This is a genomic window from Arthrobacter melezitosi (assembly GCF_054511055.1).
The window spans coordinates 30,085-52,718 of record NZ_JBTNDJ010000013.1 but is presented as its reverse complement, the minus strand read 5'-3'; the positions used below and the strand labels follow the sequence as shown (position 1 = coordinate 52,718).

Below are 22,634 nucleotides of genomic sequence, written 5' to 3'. Positions count from 1 at the left end.
GCCTTCCTTCGTGGTTCACCGGGCCGTGGCCCCCGGACCCCCGCCCCGACCGGCGCACCGGGCCGGCCGGCCGTCGACGCCACCGCTGGCGGGCGGAGAGGGGGATGACCGGTAAACTCGGACACGTTTGATCTAACACTAGGCAGGTGAACATTCGCCTGCGGTACTTCTGTAGGAAGGAATGCTGTGCTGCGCACGCATGAACTCGGTTCGCTCGGATCCGGGCACATTGGACAGACCGTCACCCTGACCGGCTGGGTGGCCCGGCGCCGGGACCACGGTGGCGTTGCCTTCCTCGACCTCCGGGACGCCTCGGGCGTGGCCCAGGTCGTCGTCCGCGAGGAGGAGGTCTTCCATTCCCTCCGCAACGAATACGTCCTGCAGATCACCGGCACCGTGCAGAAGCGGCCCGAGGGCAACGAGAACCCTGCCCTGGCCACCGGTGAGATCGAGGTCATGGCCGACAAGGTCGTCGTGCTGAACACCGCCGACCCGCTGCCGTTCCAGATCGACGAGCACGTCGAGGTGGGCGAGGAGGCCCGCCTGAAGCACCGCTACCTCGACCTGCGCCGGCCCGCCCCGCAGAAGAACCTGCGCCTGCGCTCGGAGGCCAGCCGGGTCGCCCGGGAGCTGCTGCACGCCGACGGCTACGTCGAGATCGAGACCCCCACCCTGACCCGCTCCACCCCCGAGGGCGCGCGCGACTTCCTGGTGCCCGCCCGGCTGGCCCCCGGCTCCTGGTACGCCCTGCCGCAGTCGCCGCAGCTGTTCAAGCAGCTGCTGCAGGTCGGCGGGTTCGAGAAGTACTACCAGATCGCCCGCTGCTACCGCGACGAGGACTTCCGCGCCGACCGCCAGCCCGAATTCACCCAGCTGGACATCGAGGCGAGCTTCGTCGAGGAGGACGACATCATCGCCCTCGGCGAGCAGCTGATCACGCGCCTGTGGAAGCTGATCGGCGTCGAGATCCCCACCCCGATCCGCCGGATGACCTACGCCGACGCCATGGCGAAGTACGGCTCCGACAAGCCGGACCTGCGCTTCGGACTCGAGCTCACCGAGCTCACCGAGTTCTTCAAGGACACCGGCTTCGGCGTCTTCAAGGCCCCCTACGTCGGCGCCGTCGTCATGCCCGGCGGAGCCTCCCAGCCCCGCCGCACGCTCGATGCGTGGCAGGAGTTCGCCAAGCAGCGCGGCGCCAAGGGCCTCGCGTACGTCCTGATCGACGACGACGGCAGCCTCCGCGGCCCCGTCGCCAAGAACCTCAACGACGCCGAGCGCGAGGGCCTCGCCGCCGCCGTCGGCGCGAACCCGGGCGACTGCATCTTCTTCGCAGCCGGCGAGAAGGCGCCCTCCCGCGCCCTGCTCGGTGCGGCGCGCGTCGAGATCGGCCACCGCACCGGACTCATCAAGGACGGGGACTGGGCCTTCGTATGGGTCGTCGACGCCCCGATGTTCGAGCCGGCCTCCGCCGCCGTGGCCGCGGGCGACGTCGCCGTCGGTGCGGGTGCGTGGACCGCGGTGCACCACGCCTTCACCTCGCCCAAGCCCGAGTTCCTGGACACCTTCGACACCGATCCCGAGAACGCGCTGGCGTACGCCTACGACATCGTCTGCAACGGCAACGAACTCGGCGGCGGGTCGATCCGTATCCACCGGCGCGACCTGCAGGAGCGGGTCTTCGCCGTCATGGGCCTGAGCGCGGAGGAGGCCCAGGAGAAGTTCGGGTTCCTGCTCGAAGGCTTCAAGTACGGCGCGCCTCCCCACGGCGGTATCGCCCTGGGCTGGGACCGGGTCGTCTCGCTGCTGGCCGGGACCGACTCGATCCGCGACGTCATCGCGTTCCCGAAGTCCGGCGGCGGGTACGACCCGCTGACGGCCGCTCCGGCGCCGATCACCCCGCAGCAGCGCAAGGAGGCCGGCGTCGACGCGCGGCCGAAGTCCGCGGAGCCAAAGCCGGCCGAAGGCAAGGCCCCGGCCGAGGCCTAGGCCGCACGCCCCGTCCTCCCCGCACGAAACCGCAGCTCACCACGCTCTCGCAGACCGGAAGCGTGGTGAGCTGCTGTCTCGGGGGGTAAGTGCCGCGCGGGCCCCTGCCGTCCGGCACCCACGCCCACCGCCGTCCGGCGCCCATGCGGCGTGCGCCGGACCCCGCGCGTCCTTCTCCGCCGAATGTGCAGTTCACCACGTTTTGGGACCGTGGAAGCGTGGTTTTCTGCAGTTTCGGCGGGGGAGGAGGGGAGTCGCGCGCCGCCCGCCAGGAGCGTTCGGACGCAATTGATCGCTGGGAGAGAAATAACGCGGCCCGGTGACGCGTTATGAAATAATCAAACAAGTACGTGCTCCGGGGTCGGTGTAATTCCGAACCGGCGGTGATAGTCCGCGACCCGGCGGTTACTGCGCATCCGCGCAGGGACCCTCGGTTGAGCCGGTGAAATTCCGGCACCGACAGTTAAAGTCTGGATGGGAGAAGCACGCACAGCAGGACGCCGTCGGCGCGTCCCCTTTCTTCGGGGGCGGTGTCGCGGGGTCCGCGCCGGCCCTTCCGCCGCGCGCGGCCGGGTCCTTTCAGCTGTCGTCACCCCGAGCCGTTGAGACGGTAAGGAACGACATGGATTTTCTGCAGTGGCTCTTCGAGGCCCGCATCCCCGTTGGAAACAGCTCACTGCTGCTGCGTGAGGTCATCGGGAACGTTTTCGGTCTGCTCAGCGTCCTCGGCGGCATGCGCCGGCGCGTCTGGGCCTGGCCTGTCGGCATCGCGGGGAACGTCCTGCTGCTGACCGTCTTCCTCGGCTCGGCCTTCGGCGGCGCCGGCGCCGTGAGCCTCCTCGGCCAGGCCGGCCGGCAGGTGATGTTCATTCTTGTCTCGGTCTACGGCTGGCGCCAGTGGCAGGCCGGGCGGCAGGCCGCCGGTGCGGCCGTCACGCCCCGCTGGGCCCCCGCCCGGGCACGCATTGGAATCGTCGCCGGGATGATCCTCGGCACCGTCGCCCTCACCCCGCTGTTCCGCGCCCTCGGGTCGTACGAGCCGGTGTGGGCCGACGCCTGGACCTTCGTCGGGTCGCTGCTGGCCACCTTCGGGATGGCCAAGGGCTGGGTCGAGTTCTGGCTGATCTGGGTCGCCGTCGACATCGTCGGTGTTCCCCTGCTCTTCAGCGCCGGCTACTACGCCAGCGCCGTCATGTACCTGATCTACGGCGGCTTCACCATCCTTGGGTTCGCCGTGTGGACCCGTGAGCGCCGGCGGGAGGAAGCACGCACGCGCGACGTCCCGGTGGCCTCCTCCCTCAAGCAGGCACAGTGACGCCACCAGCGCCGGAGGCGCCGGACGCGGCCGCCCCGAACCGCGCGGAAATCGAGGCAATGGACCGTGCCCTCGAGTACGCCTCGCAGGGGGTGCGCGGCGCCAACCCGCTGGTCGGCGCCGTCCTGCTGGGCACCGACGGCCGGGTGCTCGGTTCCGGATACCACCGCGGGGCCGGCACGCCCCACGCCGAGGCCGCCGCCCTGGCGGACGCCCGGTCCCGGGGTGCCGACCCGGCAGGGGGCACCATGGTGGTCACGCTCGAACCGTGCAACCACCAGGGCCGCACCGGCCCCTGCTCGGTGGCCATCCACCAGGCGGGGATCCGCCGGGTCGTGTTCGCCGCCCCCGACCGCACGGCCCAGGCCGCCGGAGGCGCGCACTGGCTGAGCCGGAACGGCGTCGAGTGCGTCGGCGGGCTCCGCGGAGCCGAATCGGAACACCTCAATGCGCGGTGGATGCGTGCCACCGCCGAATCGAGGCCGTTCGTCACCCTCAAGACCGCGTCGAGCCTCGACGGACGCGTTGCCGCCGCCGACGGGACCAGCCAGTGGATCACCGGCGGCCCGGCCCGCGACGACGGCCACGCCATCCGGGCGCGCGCCGACGCGGTGCTCGCCGGCACCGGCACCGTGCTGGCCGACAATCCGCGCCTCACCGCCCGCCCCGCCGGTCCGGCCGCGGCCGACGGTCCGCAGCCGGCCCGGCCGCTGCGCGCCGTCATGGGCCTGCGGCCCGTCCCGGAGGATGCCGCCGTGCGCGGACCGGGCTTCGTCCAGCTGGCCACCCGCGACGTCGCCGCCGCACTGTCGGACCTGCACGGGCGCGGCGTCCGCCACGTCCTTGTGGAGGGCGGCCCGGGGATCGCCGGCGCGTTCCTGGCGGCCGGCGTCGTGGATGAGCTGGTCAGCTACATCGCCCCCGTGCTGCTGGGGGAGGGCACCCCGATGTTCCCGCCGATCGGCGTTGCCACCCTGGCGGACGCCCGCCGGTGGGCCCCCGACCCCGCCGGCGGCGGCGCGCTCGCCCAGCTCGGGCAGGACGTGCGCCTGCGCCTGCGCCCGGCGGACCCGCCCGACGCCGCCCCTCCCGCCGCGGACCCCGCCCTGCGGGCCGCCACCACCCTTTCCACCACCGAGCCACACCAGGAGTAAGCCATCTTCACCGGAATCGTTTCAGAACAGGGACGCGTGGTCTCCCTCGACCTCGCCGCCGACGGGGAAAGCGCGGTGCTCGTCTTCGAGGCCGCCGACACCGGCACCGGCCTCACCCCGGGCGCCTCCATCGCCGTCAACGGCGTCTGCCTCACCGCCGTCCGGCTCGAGGGGGGCCGGGTGGCGGTGGACGTCATGGGGGAGACCCTGCGCCGCACCACCACGGGCGCCCTCGCCCCGGGCGCGCCGGTGAACCTCGAGCGCTGCGTGCCCGCCGGCGGGCGGCTCGACGGGCACGTCGTCCAGGGCCATGTGGACGGGCTCGGCGTGCTGCGCGAACGCGAGGACCTCGGCGCGTGGCACCGGCTGCGCTTCTCCCTTCCCGCGTCCCTGGCCCGCTACGCGGCCGAGAAGGGCTCCATCGCGGTCGACGGCGTCTCCCTCACCGTAAGCGCGGTCAGCGCACCGCAGGAGCAGGAGCCGTGGTTCGAGGTGGGCCTGATCCCCACGACCCTCGCGGAGACCGGCCTCGGCGCCAAGGCCCCCGGGGACCCCGTCAACCTGGAGATGGACGTGCTGGCCAAGTACACCGAACGCCTCCTCGGCTTCGCCCCCGCCGGCGAACGCGCCCAGCACCCCGGCACCGGGGACGCCGGAGCGGCGGCATGACCTCCGGACCCGGCGCCGGCGTGCGGCTCGACGGGATCGCCGCGGCCGTGGCGGCGATCGCCGCCGGGCGCGCCGTGGTCGTCGTCGACGACGCCGACCGCGAGAACGAGGGCGACATCATCTTCGCCGCCGAGGCCGCGACCGCCGCCCTGATGGGCTGGACCGTGCGGTACACCTCCGGCGTGCTGTGCGTCCCGCTCGAGGCGGCGGCGGCCGACCGGCTGAGCCTGCCGCCGATGACCGCGGTCAACCAGGACGCCAAGGGCACCGCCTACACGGTCTCCTGCGACGCGGCGGCCGGTGTCACCACCGGGATCAGCGCCGCCGACCGGGCGCGGACGGCCCGCGTGCTCGCGGACCCGGCCAGTTCGGCCGGCGACCTCACCCGCCCCGGGCACGTCTTTCCGCTGCGCGCGGCCCCCGGCGGGGTGCTCCAGCGCCCCGGCCACACCGAGGCGGGGGTGGACCTGTGCAGGCTGGCGGGCCTGCAGCCTGCCGCGGTCATCGCCGAGCTCGTGCACGACGACGGCGGCATGATGCGCCTGCCGGCGCTGCGGGCCTTCGCCGACGAGCACTCCCTTCCCCTGATCTCAATCGAAGACCTGGCCGCCCACCTGCGGTCCGCGGCAGGCGCCGCACCCACCCCCACCGAAACACCTAGGAGAACCCCATGAGCGGCCACGGAGCCCCAGTCATCGACATCAGCGGCGTCAGCACCGAGGAGGCCCCGCTGAAGCTCGCGGTCATCGCGGCCAGCTGGCACACCGAAATCATGGACGGGCTGCTCGACGGCGCCCGCCGCGCCGCCGCGGAGGCCGGGGTGGAGACCACCGAGGTGCGGGTTCCGGGCAGCTTCGAGCTGCCGGTGGCCGCGGCGAGGATGGCGCCGTACTTCGACGCCGTCGTGGCGCTCGGCGTCGTCATCCGCGGCGGCACCCCGCACTTCGAATACGTCTGCTCCGCCGCCACCGACGGCCTCACCGAGGTCAGCGTGCGCACCGGCGTTCCCGTCGGCTTCGGCGTGCTCACCTGCGACACCGAGCAGCAGGGCCTGGACCGGGCCGGGCTGCCCGGATCCAAGGAGGACAAGGGCCACGAGGCGGTCACCGCGGCCCTGGCCGCGGCGGCGGCCCTGCGCCCCTGGAAGATGTAGGCGGCGCCCAGGGGGCCGGAGGTGTTGATCACACCCCCGCCCCCCGGATGCGGGACCCGGCGGCGGAACCCAGTAACGTTGGCAGGGTGAAAACCTTTGATTCCCTCTTCGAGGAGCTGAGCGCAAAGGCCGCCGCCCGCCCCGCCGGGTCCCGGACCGTGGCCGAGCTGGACTCCGGCGTGCACGGAATCGGCAAGAAGGTCGTCGAGGAAGCCGCCGAAGTGTGGATGGCCGCCGAGTACGAGTCGAACGAGAATGCCGCCGAGGAGATCTCCCAGCTGCTCTACCACCTGCAGGTCCTCATGCTCGCCAAGGGCCTCACGCTCCAGGACGTCTACAAGCATCTGTAGCCGCACCCGCGGCCACTGATCCTCGACCCCCACCTCTTCGAGCGAAAGACTCCCCAATGCTTCGTGTAGCAGTTCCCAACAAGGGCGCGCTCTCCGAATCCGCGACCGCCATGCTGGCCGAGGCCGGTTACCGGCAGCGCCGCGACCCGCGCGAGCTGGTTCTCGTCGACCCCGAGAACGACATCGAATTCTTCTTCCTCCGTCCGCGCGACATCGCCGTGTACGTCGGCTCCGGCACGCTCGACGTCGGCATCACCGGCCGCGACCTGCTCCTTGACGCGCAGGTCAAGGCCGAGGAGCTCCTGCAGCTCGGCTTCGGCGCCTCCACCTTCCGCTTCGCCGGACCGGTGGGGAACTTCTCCTCCCTCCAGGAACTCTCCGGCAAGCGCCTGGCCACCAGCTACGACGGGCTGCTGCGCGACTACCTCACCGAGCACGGCGTCGAGGCCACCGTCGTCCGGCTCGACGGCGCCGTGGAGTCCTCGGTGCGCCTCGGCGTGGCCGACGCCATCGCCGACGTCGTGGAGACCGGCAGCACCCTGAAGGCCGCCGGCATGGAGATCTTTGGGGAGCCGATCCTGCGCAGCGAGGCGGTGCTGATCGGCCGGGCCGGGGTGCAGGCGCCCGCCGGACTCGACGTCCTGCTGCGCCGTCTGCAGGGCGTGCTCGTGGCCCGCCAGTACGTGATGATGGACTACGACATCCGCAAGGAACTCGTCGATGAGGCCGCCGCGCTCACCCCGGGCCTCGAATCGCCCACCGTCTCCCCGCTGCGCGATTCCGACTGGGTCGCCGTGCGCGTCATGATCAAGCGCAACCAGACCAACCGGGTGATGGATGAGCTCTACGACCTGGGCGCGCGCGCCATCCTCGTAAGCACCATCCACGCCTGCAGGATCTAGGGGCTCCCATGGCTGTCGCAATCCGCGTGATCCCCTGCCTCGACGTCGACGCCGGCCGCGTCGTCAAGGGCGTGAAGTTCGAAGACCTCCGCGACGCCGGCGACCCGGTGGAGCTCGCGCACCGCTATGACCGGGCCGGAGCCGACGAGCTGACCTTCCTCGACGTCACCGCCTCATCCTCCCAGCGGGAGACGACGTTCGACGTCGTCGGCCGCACCGCCGAGGAGGTGTTCATCCCGCTGACCGTGGGCGGCGGGGTCCGCAGCGCCGCCGACGTCGACCGGCTGCTGCGCTACGGCGCGGACAAGGCGTCGATCAACACCGCGGCGGTGGCCGAACCGGCCCTGATCGACGAGATCACCCGGCGCTTCGGCTCCCAGGTGCTCACCCTCTCCCTCGACGCTCGCCGCACGCGCGGCGCGCAGACCCCGTCGGGGTTCGAGGTCACCACCCACGGCGGGCGCACCGGCACCGGGATCGACGCCGTCGCGTGGGCCCGGGAGGCCGCGGACCGCGGGGTGGGCGAGATCCTGCTGAACTCGATCGACGCCGACGGCACCAAGGACGGATTCGACCTTGAGCTGATCCGCGCCGTGCGCGCGGCGGTCGGGGTGCCGCTGATCGCCTCGGGCGGTGCCGGCGCGCCGGAGCACTTCCCGCCGGCCGTGGCGGCGGGGGCGGATGCGGTGCTGGCGGCCTCGATCTTCCACTTCGGGCCTCCCGACGCCATCGCGCAGGTCAAGAAGGCCATCCGGGACGCCGGGTACCCCGTCCGCTAGGCGGGCCCGGGGGAGGTCAGGGCCCGACGTCGGCGCTCTCGAGCAGCGCCACCGCCTCGGGCCTGCCCTCGAAGGCGACAAGGGCCTGCCGCCGCCGCCCGTGGGCGTGCAGCAGCAGCTCCGAAGGTTCGCCGATGATCGCCACCGACACCGGGGCGCGGCGTGCCACGTGGCGCGGACCGTCGGGCCGCACCAGCACGATGCCGACGTCCACCCCCCGGTAGAGCAGGGCCGCGCGCTTGATGAGTTCGGCCCACAGCGTCGAGGAGTAGCCCTCGTCCAGGGCCCGCGGCGCCCACCGGGTGCCGGCCCGCCGCACGTCCTCGGTGTGCACGAAGTATTGGACGAGGTTCGCGTTGCGGGCGATCCCGCCGATGCGCAGGGGCGACAGCGCCGGCGGCCCGGCACGGAACTTCTGTACCAGGGCGGTGTACTCCTCCGGGGTCGCGGCGGCCTCCGCCGTCCTGCGCACTGCCCGCTCGGCGGCCGCCGCCAGCGGCTTCACCAGCAGGCCCGCGCCGTGGGCGGGCCGGTGTTCCCGCAGGTAGAGGTGCGCCGCCAGCTCCCGGGTGCGCCAGCCGCCGCAGAGCGTGGGGGAGTCCGGGCCTGCCGCCATCAGCGTTTCGGCCAGAACCTCGCGGGACGGAGTTACGTAGCGCATCACTGGAAAAACTAGCACGAACCGGCCTCCCCGGAGGCGCTGCGCGGGGCGCGTTTGCGCGGCATTAGAATTAACAGCGATGTCTTCTCCCCAGCCAGGCCCCCCGACCCCCGCGGACCCCGCCGTCCGCCTCGCCCCCGGCGTCGCCGCCGCGCTCAAGCGCGACGACGCCGGCCTCGTTGCCGCCATCGTGCAGCAGTACGACACCCTTGAGGTGCTCATGCTCGGCTGGATGGACGACGAGGCCCTCCGGCGCACCCTGTCCACCGGCCGGGTCACGTTCTACTCGCGGTCCCGCCGCGAGTACTGGCGCAAGGGCGACACCTCCGGGCACACGCAGTGGGTGAAGTCGGTCTCCCTCGACTGCGACGGCGACGCGCTGCTCGTTGCGGTGGACCAGGTTGGGGCGGCCTGCCACACCGGCACCCGCACCTGCTTCGACGGCCGGGCGCTGGATGCCGTCACCGGCAGCCGGCCCGATGCCGCGCACGCGGGCAAGGAAGGCTAGGCGGATGCAGCAGCTTGGAACGATCAGCCCCACCCTGGAGGAGTTCCGCCGCCTGGCCGCGGACCGCCGGGTCATTCCGGTCTCCGTGAAGGTCCTGGCCGACGCCCACACGCCCATCGGGGTGTACCGCCGGCTGGCCGACGGGCGGCCCGGCACCTTCCTGATGGAGTCCGCCGCCGGCGGGGGAGTCTGGTCCCGGTATTCGTTCATCGGCGCCAAGTCCCGGGCCACCCTGACCTCCCGGGACGGCTCGGCCCACTGGCTGGGCGAACCTCCCGCCGGGGTGCCCACCGCAGGCAGCCCCGTCGAGGCGGTCCGGCTCACCGTCGAGGCCCTGCGCACCGAACGCTTCCCCGGCCTTCCCCCGTTCACCTCGGGCCTCGTGGGGTTCGTCGGCTGGGAGGCGGTCCGCCACTGGGAGCGCCTGACCAGCCCGCCCGAGGACGACCTCCAGCTGCCCGAGCTGGCCATGTGCCTCGTGTCGGACATGGCCATCCACGACAACTCCGAAGGTTCGCTCACCCTCGTCGCCAACGCCATCAACTTCGACGGCTCCGACGAGCGGGTCGACGAGGCGTGGCACGACGCCGCAGCGCGCATTGACAGCATGCTCGCCGCCCTCGCCGAGCCCGCCGACCAGCCGGTCTCCGTCCTCGCCACGGCCCCGGCGGCGGAGCTGATGGAGCGGGTGCGCGAACGCTGGGACGAACCGCTCTACCTGGCGGCCATCGAGCGCGGAAAGCAGGCGATCGTCGACGGCGACGTCTTCCAGGTCGTCATCTCGCGCCGCTTCGAACTCGACTGCGGCGCCGCGGCGCTCGATGTCTACCGCATCCTGCGGACCACGAACCCGAGCCCCTACATGTACCTGTTCAGCCTCGAGGATCCCGACGGCAGGGAGTACTCGATCGTGGGCTCCTCACCCGAGGCGCTTGTCACGGTGACCGGCGACGAGGTGATCACGCATCCGATCGCCGGTTCGCGCCCGCGCGGCGCCGGCCCCGAGGAGGACCGCGCGCTGGCGGAGGAACTGCGGGCCGACGAGAAGGAGAAGGCCGAGCACCTCATGCTCGTCGACCTGGCCCGCAACGACCTCTCGAAGGTCTGCCGGCCCGGCAGCGTCGACGTCACGCAGTTCATGGAGATCGAGCGGTTCAGCCACATCATGCACCTTGTCTCCACCGTCGTCGGGCGCCTCGCCCCCGGCCGCACCGCCTATGACGTCCTCGCCGCGACCTTCCCCGCGGGCACCCTCTCGGGGGCGCCGAAACCGCGGGCGCTGCGCCTGATCGATGAACTCGAACCCCACCGCCGGGGCATCTACGGCGGCGTCGTCGGCTACCTCGACTTCGCCGGCGACATGGACCTCGCCATCGCCATCCGCTCCGCCCTGCTGCGCGACGGCAAGGCCTACGTGCAGTCCGGCGGCGGGATCGTCGCCGACTCCGTCCTGGAAGCCGAGGCCCTCGAAACCGTCAACAAGGCCGCCGCACCGCTCCGGGCCGCCCTCGCCGCCGCCGGCCTGCGCCCGGCCGGCAGCGCCCAGCCCTCCGCCACGGGAGCCGCACGATGAGCGCCGCCAGGCCCCGGATGCAGCGCCGCGGTACGGTCGTGCTGATGATCGTGGCGGTGGCGCTGTTCGCGTTCGGCACCACCACCCAGACCTGGCTGGAGGTGCGCCTGCCCCGGGAGGCGGTGCAGACCCCCGACCTCGCGGTCCCGGGCAGCGACGCGGCCACCCCGGTGAGCGCGTTCGCGCTGGTGGCGCTGGCGGCGGCCCTGGCCGTCTCCATCGCCGGGCGGGTGGCGCGGTGGATCGTTGCGGGGATCCTGTTCCTCGCCGGAGCAGGGATCCTCCTCACCAGCATCCGCATCGGCCTCGACCCCGCGGCGGCCGCCGCCCCGGCCATCGGCGAGGCCATCGGCATCAGCGGCGGCTCCGGCGCCACGTCCGCCGCCACCGGAATGCCCTGGCTGGCCGCCGGCGCCGGGCTGCTCCTGGCCGCGGCGTCGGTCTGGGTGGCCGTGGCCGGGCGGCACTGGGAGCGGGCCTTGCGCTACGAGAGGACCACCGGCTCAGCGGCTCCGGCCCGGGCCGCGTCGGCCCACGCCACCGACATCGACAGCTGGGACCGCCTGACCTCCGGGGAGGACCCGACACGCTGAGCGCGGGCCCCGACACCCTCGGTTCACAGGAGTGCGGCGGGTCGGTGGACCGGGGCCGATAGTGGCAGAATGTACGAAGACACCCAGAAGGAGAATCACCATGGCAGAGAACACGACCGCAGCTCCGAACCGGAACTCGCCTGAGAGCCACGCCCAGATGGGCGATGAGACGATCGGCCATGGCAACAGCCCCGCGGCGTGGACCTGCGTCCTGATCATGATCCTGGGCGCCGCCGTGTCCTCCTTCGCCTACATCTTCGCCAGCACCGAGGGCAACCGCGATGCCGGCACCGTGCTGTTCTGGATCGGCATCCTCGTCATGTTCGTCGGGCTGCTCGTCGGCTTCGTCATGCGCCGGATCGGCTACGGCGTGGGCGGGTCGAAGCTGAAGAACAACGGCCACTAGGTGAGCGTTCTCGACGACATCATCTCCGGCGTCCGAGAGGACCTCAGCCTCCGGGCCGCCGGGGTGCCCCTGGCCGAGGTGCGCGCCCGCGCGCTGGAGCAGGCACCGGCCGCCGACGCCCTCGCCGCCCTGCGCGGCGACGGACGCGCCCTGCAGGTGATCGCCGAGGTCAAGCGCAGCAGCCCGTCCAAGGGTAGGCTGGCGCCCATCGCGGACCCCGCCGCCCTGGCCGCCCGCTACGAGGCAGGCGGCGCCGCCGTGGTGAGCGTGCTGACCGAACAGCGCCGGTTCAACGGGTCGCTGGCCGACCTCGACGCCGTCCGGGCGAGCGTGCGCATCCCCGTGCTCCGCAAGGACTTCACCGTTGAGGACTACCAGATCTGGGAGGCGCGCGCCCACGGCGCGGACCTCGTCCTGCTCATTGTCGCGGCGCTGGGTGACGCCCAGCTCGAGCACTTCCTCGGCCTGACCCACGAACTGGGCATGAACGCCCTCGTCGAAACGCACACCGCCGAGGAGGTCGACCGCGCTGCCGCCCTGGACGCCAGGATCCTCGGCGTCAATGTGCGCAACCTCAAGACCCTCGAGATCGACCGGTCGGTCTTCGCCGACCTGGCCGGCCGGATCCCGGAGCACGCCGTCACCGTCGCGGAGTCCGGTGTCCGCACCGTGGCCGACGTCGAGGAGTTCGCCGCCCTGGGCGCCCAGGCGGTGCTCGTCGGCGAGGCCCTCGTCCGCGGCGAGGACCCGGAGGCCGCGGTCGCGCAGTTCCGGGCGGTCGGGACGCGGGACCGTTCCGGGCTGCGGCAGCGGTGAGGCACCGGCCGCTCTAACCGGGCGCAGGGCCCCGGCGGGCCCGCCAGCAGCGAATCCGGCCGGCAGCAGCCGGCCCCGAAGGATCCAGGACAGGAAAGCTCATGACACACCAGCACACCGGCGAGCGGGCTACCAAGGCAGCCGAAGAGATCGACGGCGACGCCGCCGCTGCCTTCCTGACCCACGAGGCGCACCCCGGGAGCCTGCGCCACGCGCCCGGCCCGTACTTCGGGGACTACGGGGGACGCTGGATGCCGGAGTCGCTGATCGCCGCGCTCGATGAACTGCAGGAGACCTTCGAGTCGGCCAAGGCCGACCCGGAGTTCACCGCCCAGGTCGCGGAACTCAACGCCACCTACGCCGGGCGGCCCTCCCTGCTGACCGAGGCGAAGAGCTTCGCCGCCCACGCCGGCGGGGTCCGGATCTTCCTCAAGCGCGAGGACCTGAACCACACCGGCTCGCACAAGATCAACAATGTCCTGGGGCAGGCCCTGCTGGCCAAGCGCATGGGCAAGACCCGCCTGATCGCCGAGACCGGCGCCGGCCAGCACGGGGTGGCCAGCGCCACCGCCGCCGCGCTCCTCGGGCTCGAATGCGTCGTCTACATGGGCGCCGAGGACACCCGGCGGCAGGCCCTGAACGTCGCACGCATGCAGCTGCTTGGCGCGGAGGTCATCCCGGTCACCAACGGCTCCCAGACGCTCAAGGACGCCATCAACGACGCCCTGCGGGACTGGGTGGCCAACGTCGACACCACCCACTACCTGCTCGGCACCGCCGCGGGGGCCCACCCGTTCCCGGCGATGGTCCGCTACTTCCACGAGGTGATCGGCGAGGAGGCCCGCGCCCAGGTCCTCGAGCAGACCGGCAAGCTCCCCGACGCCGTCTGCGCCTGCGTCGGCGGCGGCTCCAACGCCATCGGCATCTTCCACGGGTTCCTCGACGACCCGTCGGTGCGCCTCTACGGCTTCGAGGCCGGCGGCGACGGCGTGGAATCCGGACGCCACGCCGCCACGATCACCCTCGGCCGCCCCGGCGTGCTCCACGGCGCCCGGTCCTACCTGATGCAGGACGAATACGGGCAGACGCTGGAGTCCCACTCCATCTCCGCCGGCCTTGACTACCCCGGCGTCGGCCCCGAACACGCCTACCTCGCCGACATCGGCCGCGCCTCCTACGAGCCGGTCACCGACCGCGAGGCCATGGACGCCTTTAAGCTGCTGTGCCGCACGGAGGGCATCATCCCCGCGATCGAAACGGCGCACGCCCTCGCCGGCGCACTGAGGGTCGGCCGGCGCCTTGCGGCGGATCTCGCCCCCGGGGAGAGCGCAGCGGACAAGGTCATCATCGTGAACCTCTCGGGGCGCGGCGACAAGGACGTCGCCACAGCGGCCGAATACTTCGACCTGCTGCCCGACGAGAGCGCGGAGCAGGAAATCGCCCAGGAAGGGGAGCAGCTGTGAAGACCCTGTCCTCGAAGGCCGCCGCCGCGGTCGAGAAGGCCCGCGCCGAGGGGCGCACCGCCCTGGTCGGCTACCTGCCCGCCGGCTTCCCCGACGTGCCCACCAGCATCGAGGCGGCCCTGGCCATGGCGGCCAACGGTGTCGACCTGATCGAGATCGGCATTCCCTACTCCGACCCGGTGATGGACGGCCGGGTCATCCAGGACGCCACGGTGCAGGCTCTCGCCGGCGGGTTCACCGTGCCCCAGATCTTCGACGTCGTCCGCGGCATCACCAGCGCCACCGACGTGCCGGTCCTGGTCATGACCTACTGGAACCCCGTGATGCGCATGGGTGTGCGGGACTTCGCCGCCCGCCTGGCCGAGGCCGGCGGCGCCGGGCTCATCACCCCGGACCTGATCCCCGACGAGGCTGCCGAGTGGCTGGCCGCCTCCGACGAGTTCGGCCTCGACCGCGTGTTCCTCGTGGCGCCGTCGACCTCGCCCGCCCGCATGCGCAGCACCGTGGAGGCGAGCCGCGGCTTCGTCTACGGGGTCTCCGTCATGGGCATCACCGGCGCCCGCACCTCGGTGGGCGCCGCCGCGCGCGCCGTCGTCGAGGACGCCCACGCCGCCGGCGCCGAACGCGTCTGCGTGGGCCTCGGCGTCTCGAGCGCCGAGCAGGTCGCGGAGATCGCACGCTACGCCGACGGCGTCATCGTCGGCACCGCGCTGGTGGCGGCACTGCGCGACGGCGGGGTGCCCGCCGTGGCCGCCCTCTGCAAGGACCTTCGCACCGGAACCGGAAAGAACCCCTCATGAACGCTGTGCCCCTTCCCGCGCTGGTCCCGGCGTCGATCCCCAGCCCGCCCGCGGAGTGGGCCAGCTTCAGCCTCGGCCCGCTGACCATCCACCTCTACGCCCTATGCATCCTGCTGGGTATCATCCTCGCCCTGTGGCTGACGCAGAAGCGCTTTGCCCGCTACGGCGGCCGGCCCGAGGCCGTCTGGGACATCGCCGTGTGGGCGGTGCCGTTCGGCATCATCGGCGGCCGGCTCTACCACGTGTTCTCCTCGCCCGACGCCTACTTCGGGCCCGACGGCGACCTCTCGCTCATCCCGCAGGTCTGGCTTGGCGGCCTCGGCATCTGGGGCGCCGTCGCCCTGGGCGCCGTCGGGGCCTGGATCGGCTGCCGCCGGGCGGGGATCCGCCTGTCGGCCTTCGCCGACGCCGCCGCCCCCGGCGTGCTGCTCGCCCAGGCGATCGGGCGATGGGGAAACTGGTTCAACCAGGAACTCTACGGCGCGCCGACCGACCTGCCGTGGGGCCTCGAAATCGACGCCGACAACCCCGCCTTCCCGGCCTCGGCCGAGCCGGGCACGCTCTTCCACCCCACCTTCCTCTACGAATCCCTGTGGAACCTCGCCGGGGTGGCCCTGCTGCTGCTGGCGGACCGACGCTTCGGGCTGCGCGGAGGGCGGATGTTCTGGCTGTACGCCGCCTACTACACCCTCGGCCGGGTCTGGATCGAGGCGCTGCGGATCGACGACGCCGAGATGATCTCCCTGTTCGGGATCACCGCACGCCTGAACGTCTGGGTCTCCATCGTGGTGTTCCTGATCTCTGTGGCCATCCTCGTGTACCTCAGCCGCCGCCTGCGCGGCGCCGGGGCGCCCTCGGTGTACCTCCCGGGACGGGAGCCGGCCGCGGAGGCCGTCGAGGACGGGAAGACCGGGTCCACGACGGGCACGGGTGCGAAGGCCACCGACGCCAAGCCCGCCAGCGGCGCCAAGCCCGCCGCCCCGGCCTCGGACGACGCGGATGTCCGCGGGGCGGACGCCTCGGCGACGCCGGAAAAGGGCCGTGGTAATCTTTCCGAAACACATGGCTCCTCAGTGACCCCAGGGTCACAGGACCCCGCGAACGCGGAGCCACGGGACTCGGCCTCCCGAACCCAGTCCCCGGGCCACCGCCCCTAAAGGACGCTTCCGGACCACACCGACGTGGCTCACCGGGTACCGGCCGGGCCACCCCTCCGACCGCCGCTACCCACGGCTCGCCAGCGCGGCACGGCGACAGTTGTCTCCGCCCCGCGCCACCGCCTGCCCGGAACAGCATCTCGACAAGTACGACCGCGCCCGCCGGCTCCCGCGGGCGCAATGGGGCCAAGGCCGTCCCCTCCCGACGCTCCATTCTGGGGGAAGGACTCTTCGAATGACCGCTCAGCACCCGAACGACGCTCCACCGGCGGGCCCGGCCGAGGCCGCCGAGGCCCCGGCCGAAACCGTGCGCTCACCGTTCGAGCGTTTCGCCTCGCTTCCGCCCGCCTCGGGGCTCTACCACCCCGAGAACGAAAAGGACGCGTGCGGGCTCGCCGTGATCGCCACCCTGCGGGGCGTGCCCGGCCATGACATCGTCGATGCCGCGCTCACCGCGCTGCGCAACCTCGAGCACCGCGGTGCCGTCGGCGCCGACGAGGGCACCGGTGACGGGGCAGGCCTGCTCACCCAGGTGCCCGACGAATTCCTCCGCGCCGTCGTCGGCTTCGACCTGCCGCCCGCGGGGTCCTACGTGGTGGGGACCGCGTTCCTCCCGGCGGAGGAGAAGGAGCAGGAGACGGCGCGCGCCGGCATCGAAGCCATCGCGGAGTCCGAGGGGCTCGCCGTGATCGGCTGGCGCGTCGTGCCCGTCGTCGCGGACCTGGTCGGCGCCATGGCCCGGGCCTGCATGCCCCACTTCGAGCAGGTGTTCCTGGCCCCCAGCGGCGGTGCGGACCCGAACCTCGACGCCAGGGCCTTCCGGGTGCGCAAGCGGGCCCAGAACAAGTACGGGGTCTACTTCCCCTCGCTGTCCTCTCGGACCCTCGTCTACAAGGGCATGCTCACCACGGCCCAGCTCGAGCCGTTCTACCCCGACCTGTCGGACCCGCGCTTCAAGACCCGGCTCGGCATCGTCCACTCCCGGTTCTCCACCAACACCTTCCCCTCCTGGCCGCTGGCCCAGCCGTTCCGGACCATCGCGCACAACGGGGAGATCAACACCGTCAAGGGCAACCGCAACTGGATGCGGGCCCGGCAGTCCCAGCTGGCCAACCCGCTGCTGGGGGACTCGCCCGAGGAACTCTTCCCGATCTGCACCCCCGGCGCGTCGGATTCTGCATCCTTCGACGAGGTCGCCGAACTGCTGACCCTCTCCGGGCGGCCGATCACCCACGCCATCATGATGATGATCCCGGAGGCCTGGGAGAACCACGCCACCATGGACCCCGCCCGGCGGGCCTTCTACCAGTACCACTCGATGCTGATGGAGCCGTGGGACGGACCGGCCGCCGTGTCCTTCACCGACGGCCGGCTCGTCGGTGCCGTCCTTGACCGCAACGGGCTGCGCCCGGCACGGTACTGGGTCACCGAGGACGGCCTCGTCGTCCTGGCCTCCGAGGTCGGCGTCATCGACATCGCGCCGGGCAGGGTCGTGCGCAAGGGACGGGTGTCCCCGGGCAAGATGTTCCTCGTCGACACCGAGGCCGGCCGCCTCATTGAGGACGAGGAGATTAAGGCCGAGGTCGCCGCCGCGAATCCGTGGGCCGACTGGGTGCGCGAGAACCTGATCTCCCTGGAGGACCTGCCCGAGCGCGAGCACGTCGTCCACACCAAGGCGTCGATCAACCGGCGCCAGCGGACCTTCGGCTACACGCAGGAGGAGCTGAGGATCCTGCTCGGGCCGATGGCGCGGACCGGCGCCGAACCGCTGGGCGCCATGGGCTCGGATACCCCGGTGGCGGTGCTCTCCAAGCGCCCGCGGCTGCTGTTCGACTACTTCGTGCAGTCCTTCGCCCAGGTGACCAACCCGCCGCTTGACGCCATCCGGGAGGAACTCGTCACCTCCATGGGCCTCTCCATCGGGCCCGACGGCAACCTGCTCTCCACCGGCCAGGTCCGCTCCAAGCAGGTGGCCCTGAAGTTCCCGGTCATCAACAACGACGAACTCGCCAAGATCGCCAACCTCGAATCCGACGACGGCGACCGCCTCACCGTGCGGGTCCGCGGCCTGTACCGGCACGACGGCGGGGAGGCCTCGCTCCGGGCGCGCCTGGCCGAGATCTGCGAGCAGGTCTCCAGCGCCCTCAACCGCGGCGTGCAGTTCGTCGTCCTGTCCGACCGCGACTCCAACGCCCAGTGGGCGCCGATCCCGTCGCTGCTGCTCACCTCCGCCGTGCACCACCACCTGCTGCGCAGCGCCAACCGCACGAAGACCTCCCTGGTCGTGGAGGCCGGCGACGTGCGCGAGGTCCACCACGTCGCCGTCCTGATCGGCTACGGCGCCTCCGCCGTGAACCCCTACCTCGCCATGGAAAGTTGCGAGGAGCTTGTGCGGAACGGCGACATCACCGGTGTCACCGCCGAGGCCGCCGTCGCGAACCTCATCAAGGGCCTGGGCAAGGGCGTCCTGAAAATCATGTCCAAGATGGGCATCTCCACCGTGAGCTCCTACTGCGGCGCCCAGACCTTCGAGGCGCTCGGGCTCGCCCAAGAGCTCGTCGACGAATACTTCCACGGCACCCAGACCCAGCTCGGCGGCGTTGAACTCGACGTGATCGCCGCGGAGGTCGCCGCCCGGCATGCCGCGGCCTACCCCGAGGACGGCATCGAAGACCCGCACCGCGGGCTCGAGAACGGCGGCGAATACCAGTGGCGCCGGGAGGGCCCGCCGCACCTGTTCAACCCCGAGACCGTCTTCCGGCTCCAGCACGCCACCCGCGAACGCCGGTACGACATCTTCAAGTCCTACACGAAGGGCGTCGACGACCAGTCCCGGGAACTGATGACCCTGCGCGGGCTCCTGAAGCTGCGCGGCGGGGAACGCCCGCCGGTGCCGCTCGAGGAGGTGGAGCCCGTCTCGAGCATCGTGAAGCGCTTCTCCACCGGCGCGATGAGCTACGGTTCCATCTCCCGGGAGGCCCACGAGACCCTGGCGATCGCCATGAACCGGCTCGGCGCGAAGTCGAACACCGGCGAGGGCGGGGAGGACACCGACCGGCTGCTGGACCCCGAGCGCCGCTCCGCCATCAAGCAGGTGGCCTCCGGCCGTTTCGGCGTCACCAGCCTGTACCTGACCAACGCGGAGGACCTCCAGATCAAGATGGCGCAGGGCGCCAAGCCCGGCGAGGGTGGCCAGCTGATGAGCCAGAAGGTCTACCCGTGGATCGCCCGCACCCGGCACTCGACGCCCGGTGTCGGACTGATCTCCCCGCCGCCGCACCACGACATCTACTCCATCGAGGACCTCGCGCAGCTGATCTACGACCTGAAGCGCTCGAACCCCTCGGCCCGGGTGCACGTGAAGCTCGTCTCCGAGGTCGGCATCGGCACGGTGGCCGCCGGCGTCACCAAGGCCAAGGCCGACGTCGTGCTGGTCTCCGGGCACGACGGCGGCACCGGCGCCAGCCCGCTGAACTCCCTGAAGCACGCCGGAATGCCGTGGGAGCTTGGCCTGGCCGAGACGCAGCAGACCCTCATGCTCAACGGGCTGCGCGACCGCGTCGTGGTCCAGGTGGACGGGCAGCTGAAGACCGGCCGCGACGTCGTCATCGCCGCCCTGCTCGGCGGGGAGGAGTTCGGCTTCGCCACGGCGCCGCTGGTCGTCTCCGGCTGCGTCATGATGCGCGTGTGCCACCTCGACACCTGCCCGGTCGGCGTGGCGACGCAGAACCCCGAGCTGCGCAGCCGGTTCACCGGCAAGCCGGAGTTCGTCGTGAACTTCTTCGAGTTCATCGCCGAGGAGGTCCGTGAGATCCTCGCCGAGCTGGGCTTCCGCACCCTCGAGGAGGCGATCGGCCGCACCGAACTGCTCGATGTGAAGCAGGCGCTCGACCATTGGAAGGCCGACGGGCTCGACCTCGAGCCGATCCTGCGCGGCGGGGAGTTCGGCGGGGACGCCCCGCGGCGGAACCTCACGACGCAGAACCACGAGCTGGACAAGCACTTCGACAACAAGCTGATCAGCATGGGCGCCGAGGCCCTGGCCAACCGCTCCCCGGTGCGCATCTCCGTCGACGTCGTCAATACCGACCGTTCGGTGGGCACCATGCTCGGCCACGAGGTCACCCGGCGGTTCGGCCTCGACACCCTGGCCACCGACACCATCGACGTGACGCTCACCGGGCAGGCCGGGCAGTCCCTCGGGGCGTTCCTGCCCGCGGGCATCACCCTGCGGCTGCTGGGCGACTCCAACGACTACGTCGGCAAGGGCCTCTCCGGCGGCCGCATCATCGTCCGTCCGGACCGCGCCAACCATTTCCACGCCGACCGCAACGTCATTGCCGGCAACGTGATCGGCTACGGCGCCACCAGCGGCGAGATGTTCCTCCGCGGGCAGGTGGGGGAGCGGTTCCTGGTGCGCAATTCCGGGGCCACGGCGGTCGCCGAGGGCATCGGCGACCACGGCTGCGAGTACATGACCGGCGGCCAGGCCCTGATTTTGGGCCGCACCGGACGCAACTTCGGCGCCGGCATGTCCGGCGGCACGGCCTACGTCCTGGACCTGGACCGGACCCGGATGAACAAGCAGAGCCTCGACAGCGGCGAACTGCTGCTCGTGCCGCTCGACGCCGAGGACATCGAGATCGTGCGCCGGCTGCTCATCCAGCACGCCGAAGAGACCGAATCCGCCCTCGCGGCGAGCCTGCTCGAGCGCTTCGACGAGACGGTCGGGCGCCTCACCAAGGTGCTGCCGCGCGACTACGCCGCCGTCCTCGACGCCAGGGCAAACGCCGTCCAGCAGGGGCTCGACCCCGACGGCGACGAAGTTTGGACCAAGATCCTGGAGGTAACCGGTGGCTGACCCACGCGGATTTTTGAAGGTACGAGAGCGCGAGACCCAGCCCCGCCGCCCGGTCCCGGTGCGCATTCTGGACTGGAAAGAGGTCTACGAGGCGCAGGAAAAGGGAGTGCTCAAGAGCCAGGCCGGGCGCTGCATGGACTGCGGCATCCCGTTCTGCCACCAGGGCTGCCCGCTCGGGAACCTGATCCCGGAGTGGAACGACCTCATCTACCGGGACAAGGGCCGGGAGGCCGTCGAGCGCCTCCATGCCACCAACAACTTCCCCGAGTTCACCGGCCGGCTCTGTCCGGCCCCGTGCGAGTCCTCCTGTGTGCTGGGCATCAACCAGCCGGCCGTCACCATCAAGCAGGTCGAGGTCTCCATCGCGGACCTCGCCTTCGCCGAGGGCCTCGTTGAGCCGCACCCGCCGGAGCGCCTGACAGGGCGCACTATCGCCGTCGTCGGCTCCGGCCCCGCCGGGCTGGCCGCCGCCCAGCAGCTCACCCGCGCCGGGCACACGGTGGCCGTCTACGAACGCGACGACCGGGTCGGCGGGCTGCTGCGCTACGGCATCCCCGACTTCAAGATGGAGAAGGTCCACCTCGAGCTGCGCCTCGACCAGATGCGGGCCGAGGGCACCCGGTTCCGCACCGGCGTCGAGGTGGGCCGGGACATCAGCTGGGACCAGCTGCGCCGCCGGTACGACGCCGTCATCGTCGCCACCGGGGCCACCGTGCCGCGCGACCTGCCCATTCCGGGCCGGGAACTGGAGGGCGTCCACTTCGCCATGGACTACCTCGTGCAGGCCAACCGCGTCGTGGCCGGGGAGACCGTCGACGGGCAGATTTCCGCCGAGGGCAGGCACGTGGTCATCCTCGGCGGCGGTGACACCGGCGCCGACTGCCTCGGCACCGCCCACCGCCAGATGGCCGCCTCCGTCACCACCCTGGCCATCGGGCACCAGCCGCCGTCCGAACGCCGGCCGGACCAGCCCTGGCCGACCTTCCCGAACCTCTTCGAGGTGGCAAGCGCCCACGAGGAGGGCGGGGAGCGGACCTACCTGGCCTCGACGGTGGAGTTCCTCGGCGAGGACGGGAAGCTGACCGCCCTGCGGGTCGCCGAGACCGAGGTCGTCGATGGACGACGGCGGGCCAAGGCCGGCACCGAACGGGAGATCCCGGCCGACCTCGTGTTCCTCGCCCTCGGGTTCACCGGTCCCGAACCGGCGGGGCTCACCGAGCAGGTCGCCGCCGCCTTCGACGACCGCGGCAACGTGGCCCGTGACGGGTACTACATGACGAACACCCCCGGCGTCTTCGCCGCCGGCGATGCGGGCCGCGGGCAGTCCCTGATCGTCTGGGCGATCGCCGAGGGAAGGGCCTGCGCCGCGGCCGTCGACCAGTGGCTCATGGGCTCCACCCGCCTCCCGGCTCCGGTTGCCCCCACCGACCGCTCCATCGCGCTCCGCTGACCGCGTACGCGACAATCCACCCCCGAAAATCCGAC

The 22,634-nt window shown here is 71.9% G+C and carries 20 protein-coding genes and 1 riboswitch; of the genes, 19 read left to right on the top strand and 1 reads right to left on the bottom strand.

The window, feature by feature from the left end; genetic code table 11:
• The first annotated feature begins 186 nt into the window (after positions 1 to 186).
• From aspS to hisF, 9 genes are all read left to right on the top strand, one after another.
• Positions 187 to 1,989 (top strand): aspartate--tRNA ligase, encoded by a 1,803-nt coding sequence (aspS, locus tag ACX80W_RS13105; protein WP_459283959.1) that lies wholly within the window; start codon positions 187 to 189, stop codon positions 1,987 to 1,989.
• Positions 1,990 to 2,336: 347 nt separating this feature from the next.
• A riboswitch (FMN riboswitch) is annotated at positions 2,337 to 2,479 on the top strand.
• A gap of 132 nt (positions 2,480 to 2,611) precedes the next feature.
• The gene (gene pnuC, locus ACX80W_RS13100; RefSeq protein ID WP_459283957.1) at positions 2,612 to 3,304 is read left to right on the top strand and encodes a nicotinamide riboside transporter PnuC; all 693 of its coding nucleotides are present in this window, start codon (positions 2,612 to 2,614) and stop codon (positions 3,302 to 3,304) included.
• Positions 3,301 to 4,458, top strand: a complete 1,158-nt coding sequence (ribD, locus tag ACX80W_RS13095; RefSeq protein WP_459283955.1) for a bifunctional diaminohydroxyphosphoribosylaminopyrimidine deaminase/5-amino-6-(5-phosphoribosylamino)uracil reductase RibD — start codon at positions 3,301 to 3,303, stop codon at positions 4,456 to 4,458. The genes pnuC and ribD overlap by 4 nt, the downstream gene beginning before the upstream one ends.
• 3 nt (positions 4,459 to 4,461) lie before the next feature.
• Positions 4,462 to 5,127, top strand: coding sequence for a riboflavin synthase (locus ACX80W_RS13090; protein ID WP_459284016.1), 666 nt, complete (start codon positions 4,462 to 4,464; stop codon positions 5,125 to 5,127).
• On the top strand, positions 5,124 to 5,801 hold the full coding sequence (ribB, locus tag ACX80W_RS13085) for a 3,4-dihydroxy-2-butanone-4-phosphate synthase (RefSeq protein ID WP_459283953.1): 678 nt from the start codon (positions 5,124 to 5,126) through the stop codon (positions 5,799 to 5,801). Before ACX80W_RS13090 ends, ribB begins: the two co-directional genes overlap by 4 nt.
• Positions 5,798 to 6,280, top strand: coding sequence for a 6,7-dimethyl-8-ribityllumazine synthase (ribH, locus tag ACX80W_RS13080; RefSeq protein WP_459283951.1), 483 nt, complete (start codon positions 5,798 to 5,800; stop codon positions 6,278 to 6,280). The genes ribB and ribH overlap by 4 nt, the downstream gene beginning before the upstream one ends.
• Before the next feature lie 86 nt (positions 6,281 to 6,366).
• Positions 6,367 to 6,630 carry a phosphoribosyl-ATP diphosphatase gene (locus ACX80W_RS13075; protein WP_459283950.1) on the top strand — a complete coding sequence of 88 codons (264 nt, stop codon included), beginning with the start codon at positions 6,367 to 6,369 and terminating at the stop codon, positions 6,628 to 6,630.
• Positions 6,631 to 6,686: 56 nt separating this feature from the next.
• A complete protein-coding gene (gene hisG / locus ACX80W_RS13070; protein WP_459283948.1) occupies positions 6,687 to 7,532 on the top strand; it encodes an ATP phosphoribosyltransferase in 846 nt (281 codons plus the stop codon).
• 8 nt (positions 7,533 to 7,540) lie between these two features.
• Positions 7,541 to 8,311: an imidazole glycerol phosphate synthase subunit HisF gene (gene hisF, locus ACX80W_RS13065; protein ID WP_459283946.1), complete on the top strand. Its 771-nt coding sequence runs from the start codon at positions 7,541 to 7,543 to the stop codon at positions 8,309 to 8,311.
• 16 nt (positions 8,312 to 8,327) lie between these two features.
• On the opposite strand, the gene ACX80W_RS13060 is transcribed toward hisF, so the two are convergent.
• Positions 8,328 to 8,972 carry a TIGR03085 family metal-binding protein gene (locus ACX80W_RS13060; protein ID WP_459283944.1) on the bottom strand — a complete coding sequence of 215 codons (645 nt, stop codon included), beginning with the start codon at positions 8,970 to 8,972 and terminating at the stop codon, positions 8,328 to 8,330.
• Between the two features lie 79 nt (positions 8,973 to 9,051).
• On the opposite strand from ACX80W_RS13060, the gene hisI reads away from it, so the two are divergent.
• The 10 genes from hisI to gltD all read left to right on the top strand — a co-directional run bounded on the left by hisI (position 9,052) and on the right by gltD (position 22,599).
• Positions 9,052 to 9,480, top strand: coding sequence for a phosphoribosyl-AMP cyclohydrolase (gene hisI / locus ACX80W_RS13055; RefSeq protein ID WP_459283942.1), 429 nt, complete (start codon positions 9,052 to 9,054; stop codon positions 9,478 to 9,480).
• A 4-nt stretch (positions 9,481 to 9,484) separates the two neighbouring features.
• The gene (locus ACX80W_RS13050) at positions 9,485 to 11,053 is read left to right on the top strand and encodes an anthranilate synthase component I (protein ID WP_459283940.1); all 1,569 of its coding nucleotides are present in this window, start codon (positions 9,485 to 9,487) and stop codon (positions 11,051 to 11,053) included.
• Entirely contained in the window at positions 11,050 to 11,646 is a 597-nt protein-coding gene (locus ACX80W_RS13045) for a Trp biosynthesis-associated membrane protein (RefSeq protein WP_459283938.1), read from the top strand. Before ACX80W_RS13050 ends, ACX80W_RS13045 begins: the two co-directional genes overlap by 4 nt.
• Before the next feature lie 100 nt (positions 11,647 to 11,746).
• The gene (locus tag ACX80W_RS13040; RefSeq protein WP_459283936.1) at positions 11,747 to 12,052 is read left to right on the top strand and encodes an HGxxPAAW family protein; all 306 of its coding nucleotides are present in this window, start codon (positions 11,747 to 11,749) and stop codon (positions 12,050 to 12,052) included.
• Positions 12,053 to 12,868 carry an indole-3-glycerol phosphate synthase TrpC gene (gene trpC, locus ACX80W_RS13035; RefSeq protein ID WP_459283934.1) on the top strand — a complete coding sequence of 272 codons (816 nt, stop codon included), beginning with the start codon at positions 12,053 to 12,055 and terminating at the stop codon, positions 12,866 to 12,868. It abuts the gene before it with no gap.
• 101 nt (positions 12,869 to 12,969) lie between these two features.
• Entirely contained in the window at positions 12,970 to 14,331 is a 1,362-nt protein-coding gene (gene trpB / locus ACX80W_RS13030; protein ID WP_459283932.1) for a tryptophan synthase subunit beta, read from the top strand.
• Complete coding sequence (gene trpA, locus ACX80W_RS13025) at positions 14,328 to 15,131, top strand: tryptophan synthase subunit alpha (RefSeq protein WP_459283930.1); 804 nt, start codon at positions 14,328 to 14,330, stop codon at positions 15,129 to 15,131. The genes trpB and trpA overlap by 4 nt, the downstream gene beginning before the upstream one ends.
• On the top strand, positions 15,128 to 16,288 hold the full coding sequence (gene lgt, locus ACX80W_RS13020; RefSeq protein ID WP_459283928.1) for a prolipoprotein diacylglyceryl transferase: 1,161 nt from the start codon (positions 15,128 to 15,130) through the stop codon (positions 16,286 to 16,288). The genes trpA and lgt overlap by 4 nt, the downstream gene beginning before the upstream one ends.
• Positions 16,289 to 16,523: 235 nt before the next feature.
• Entirely contained in the window at positions 16,524 to 21,149 is a 4,626-nt protein-coding gene (gene gltB / locus ACX80W_RS13015; RefSeq protein WP_459283926.1) for a glutamate synthase large subunit, read from the top strand.
• Positions 21,142 to 22,599, top strand: coding sequence for a glutamate synthase subunit beta (gltD, locus tag ACX80W_RS13010; protein ID WP_459283924.1), 1,458 nt, complete (start codon positions 21,142 to 21,144; stop codon positions 22,597 to 22,599). Before gltB ends, gltD begins: the two co-directional genes overlap by 8 nt.
• The last annotated feature ends 35 nt before the right edge of the window (positions 22,600 to 22,634 follow it).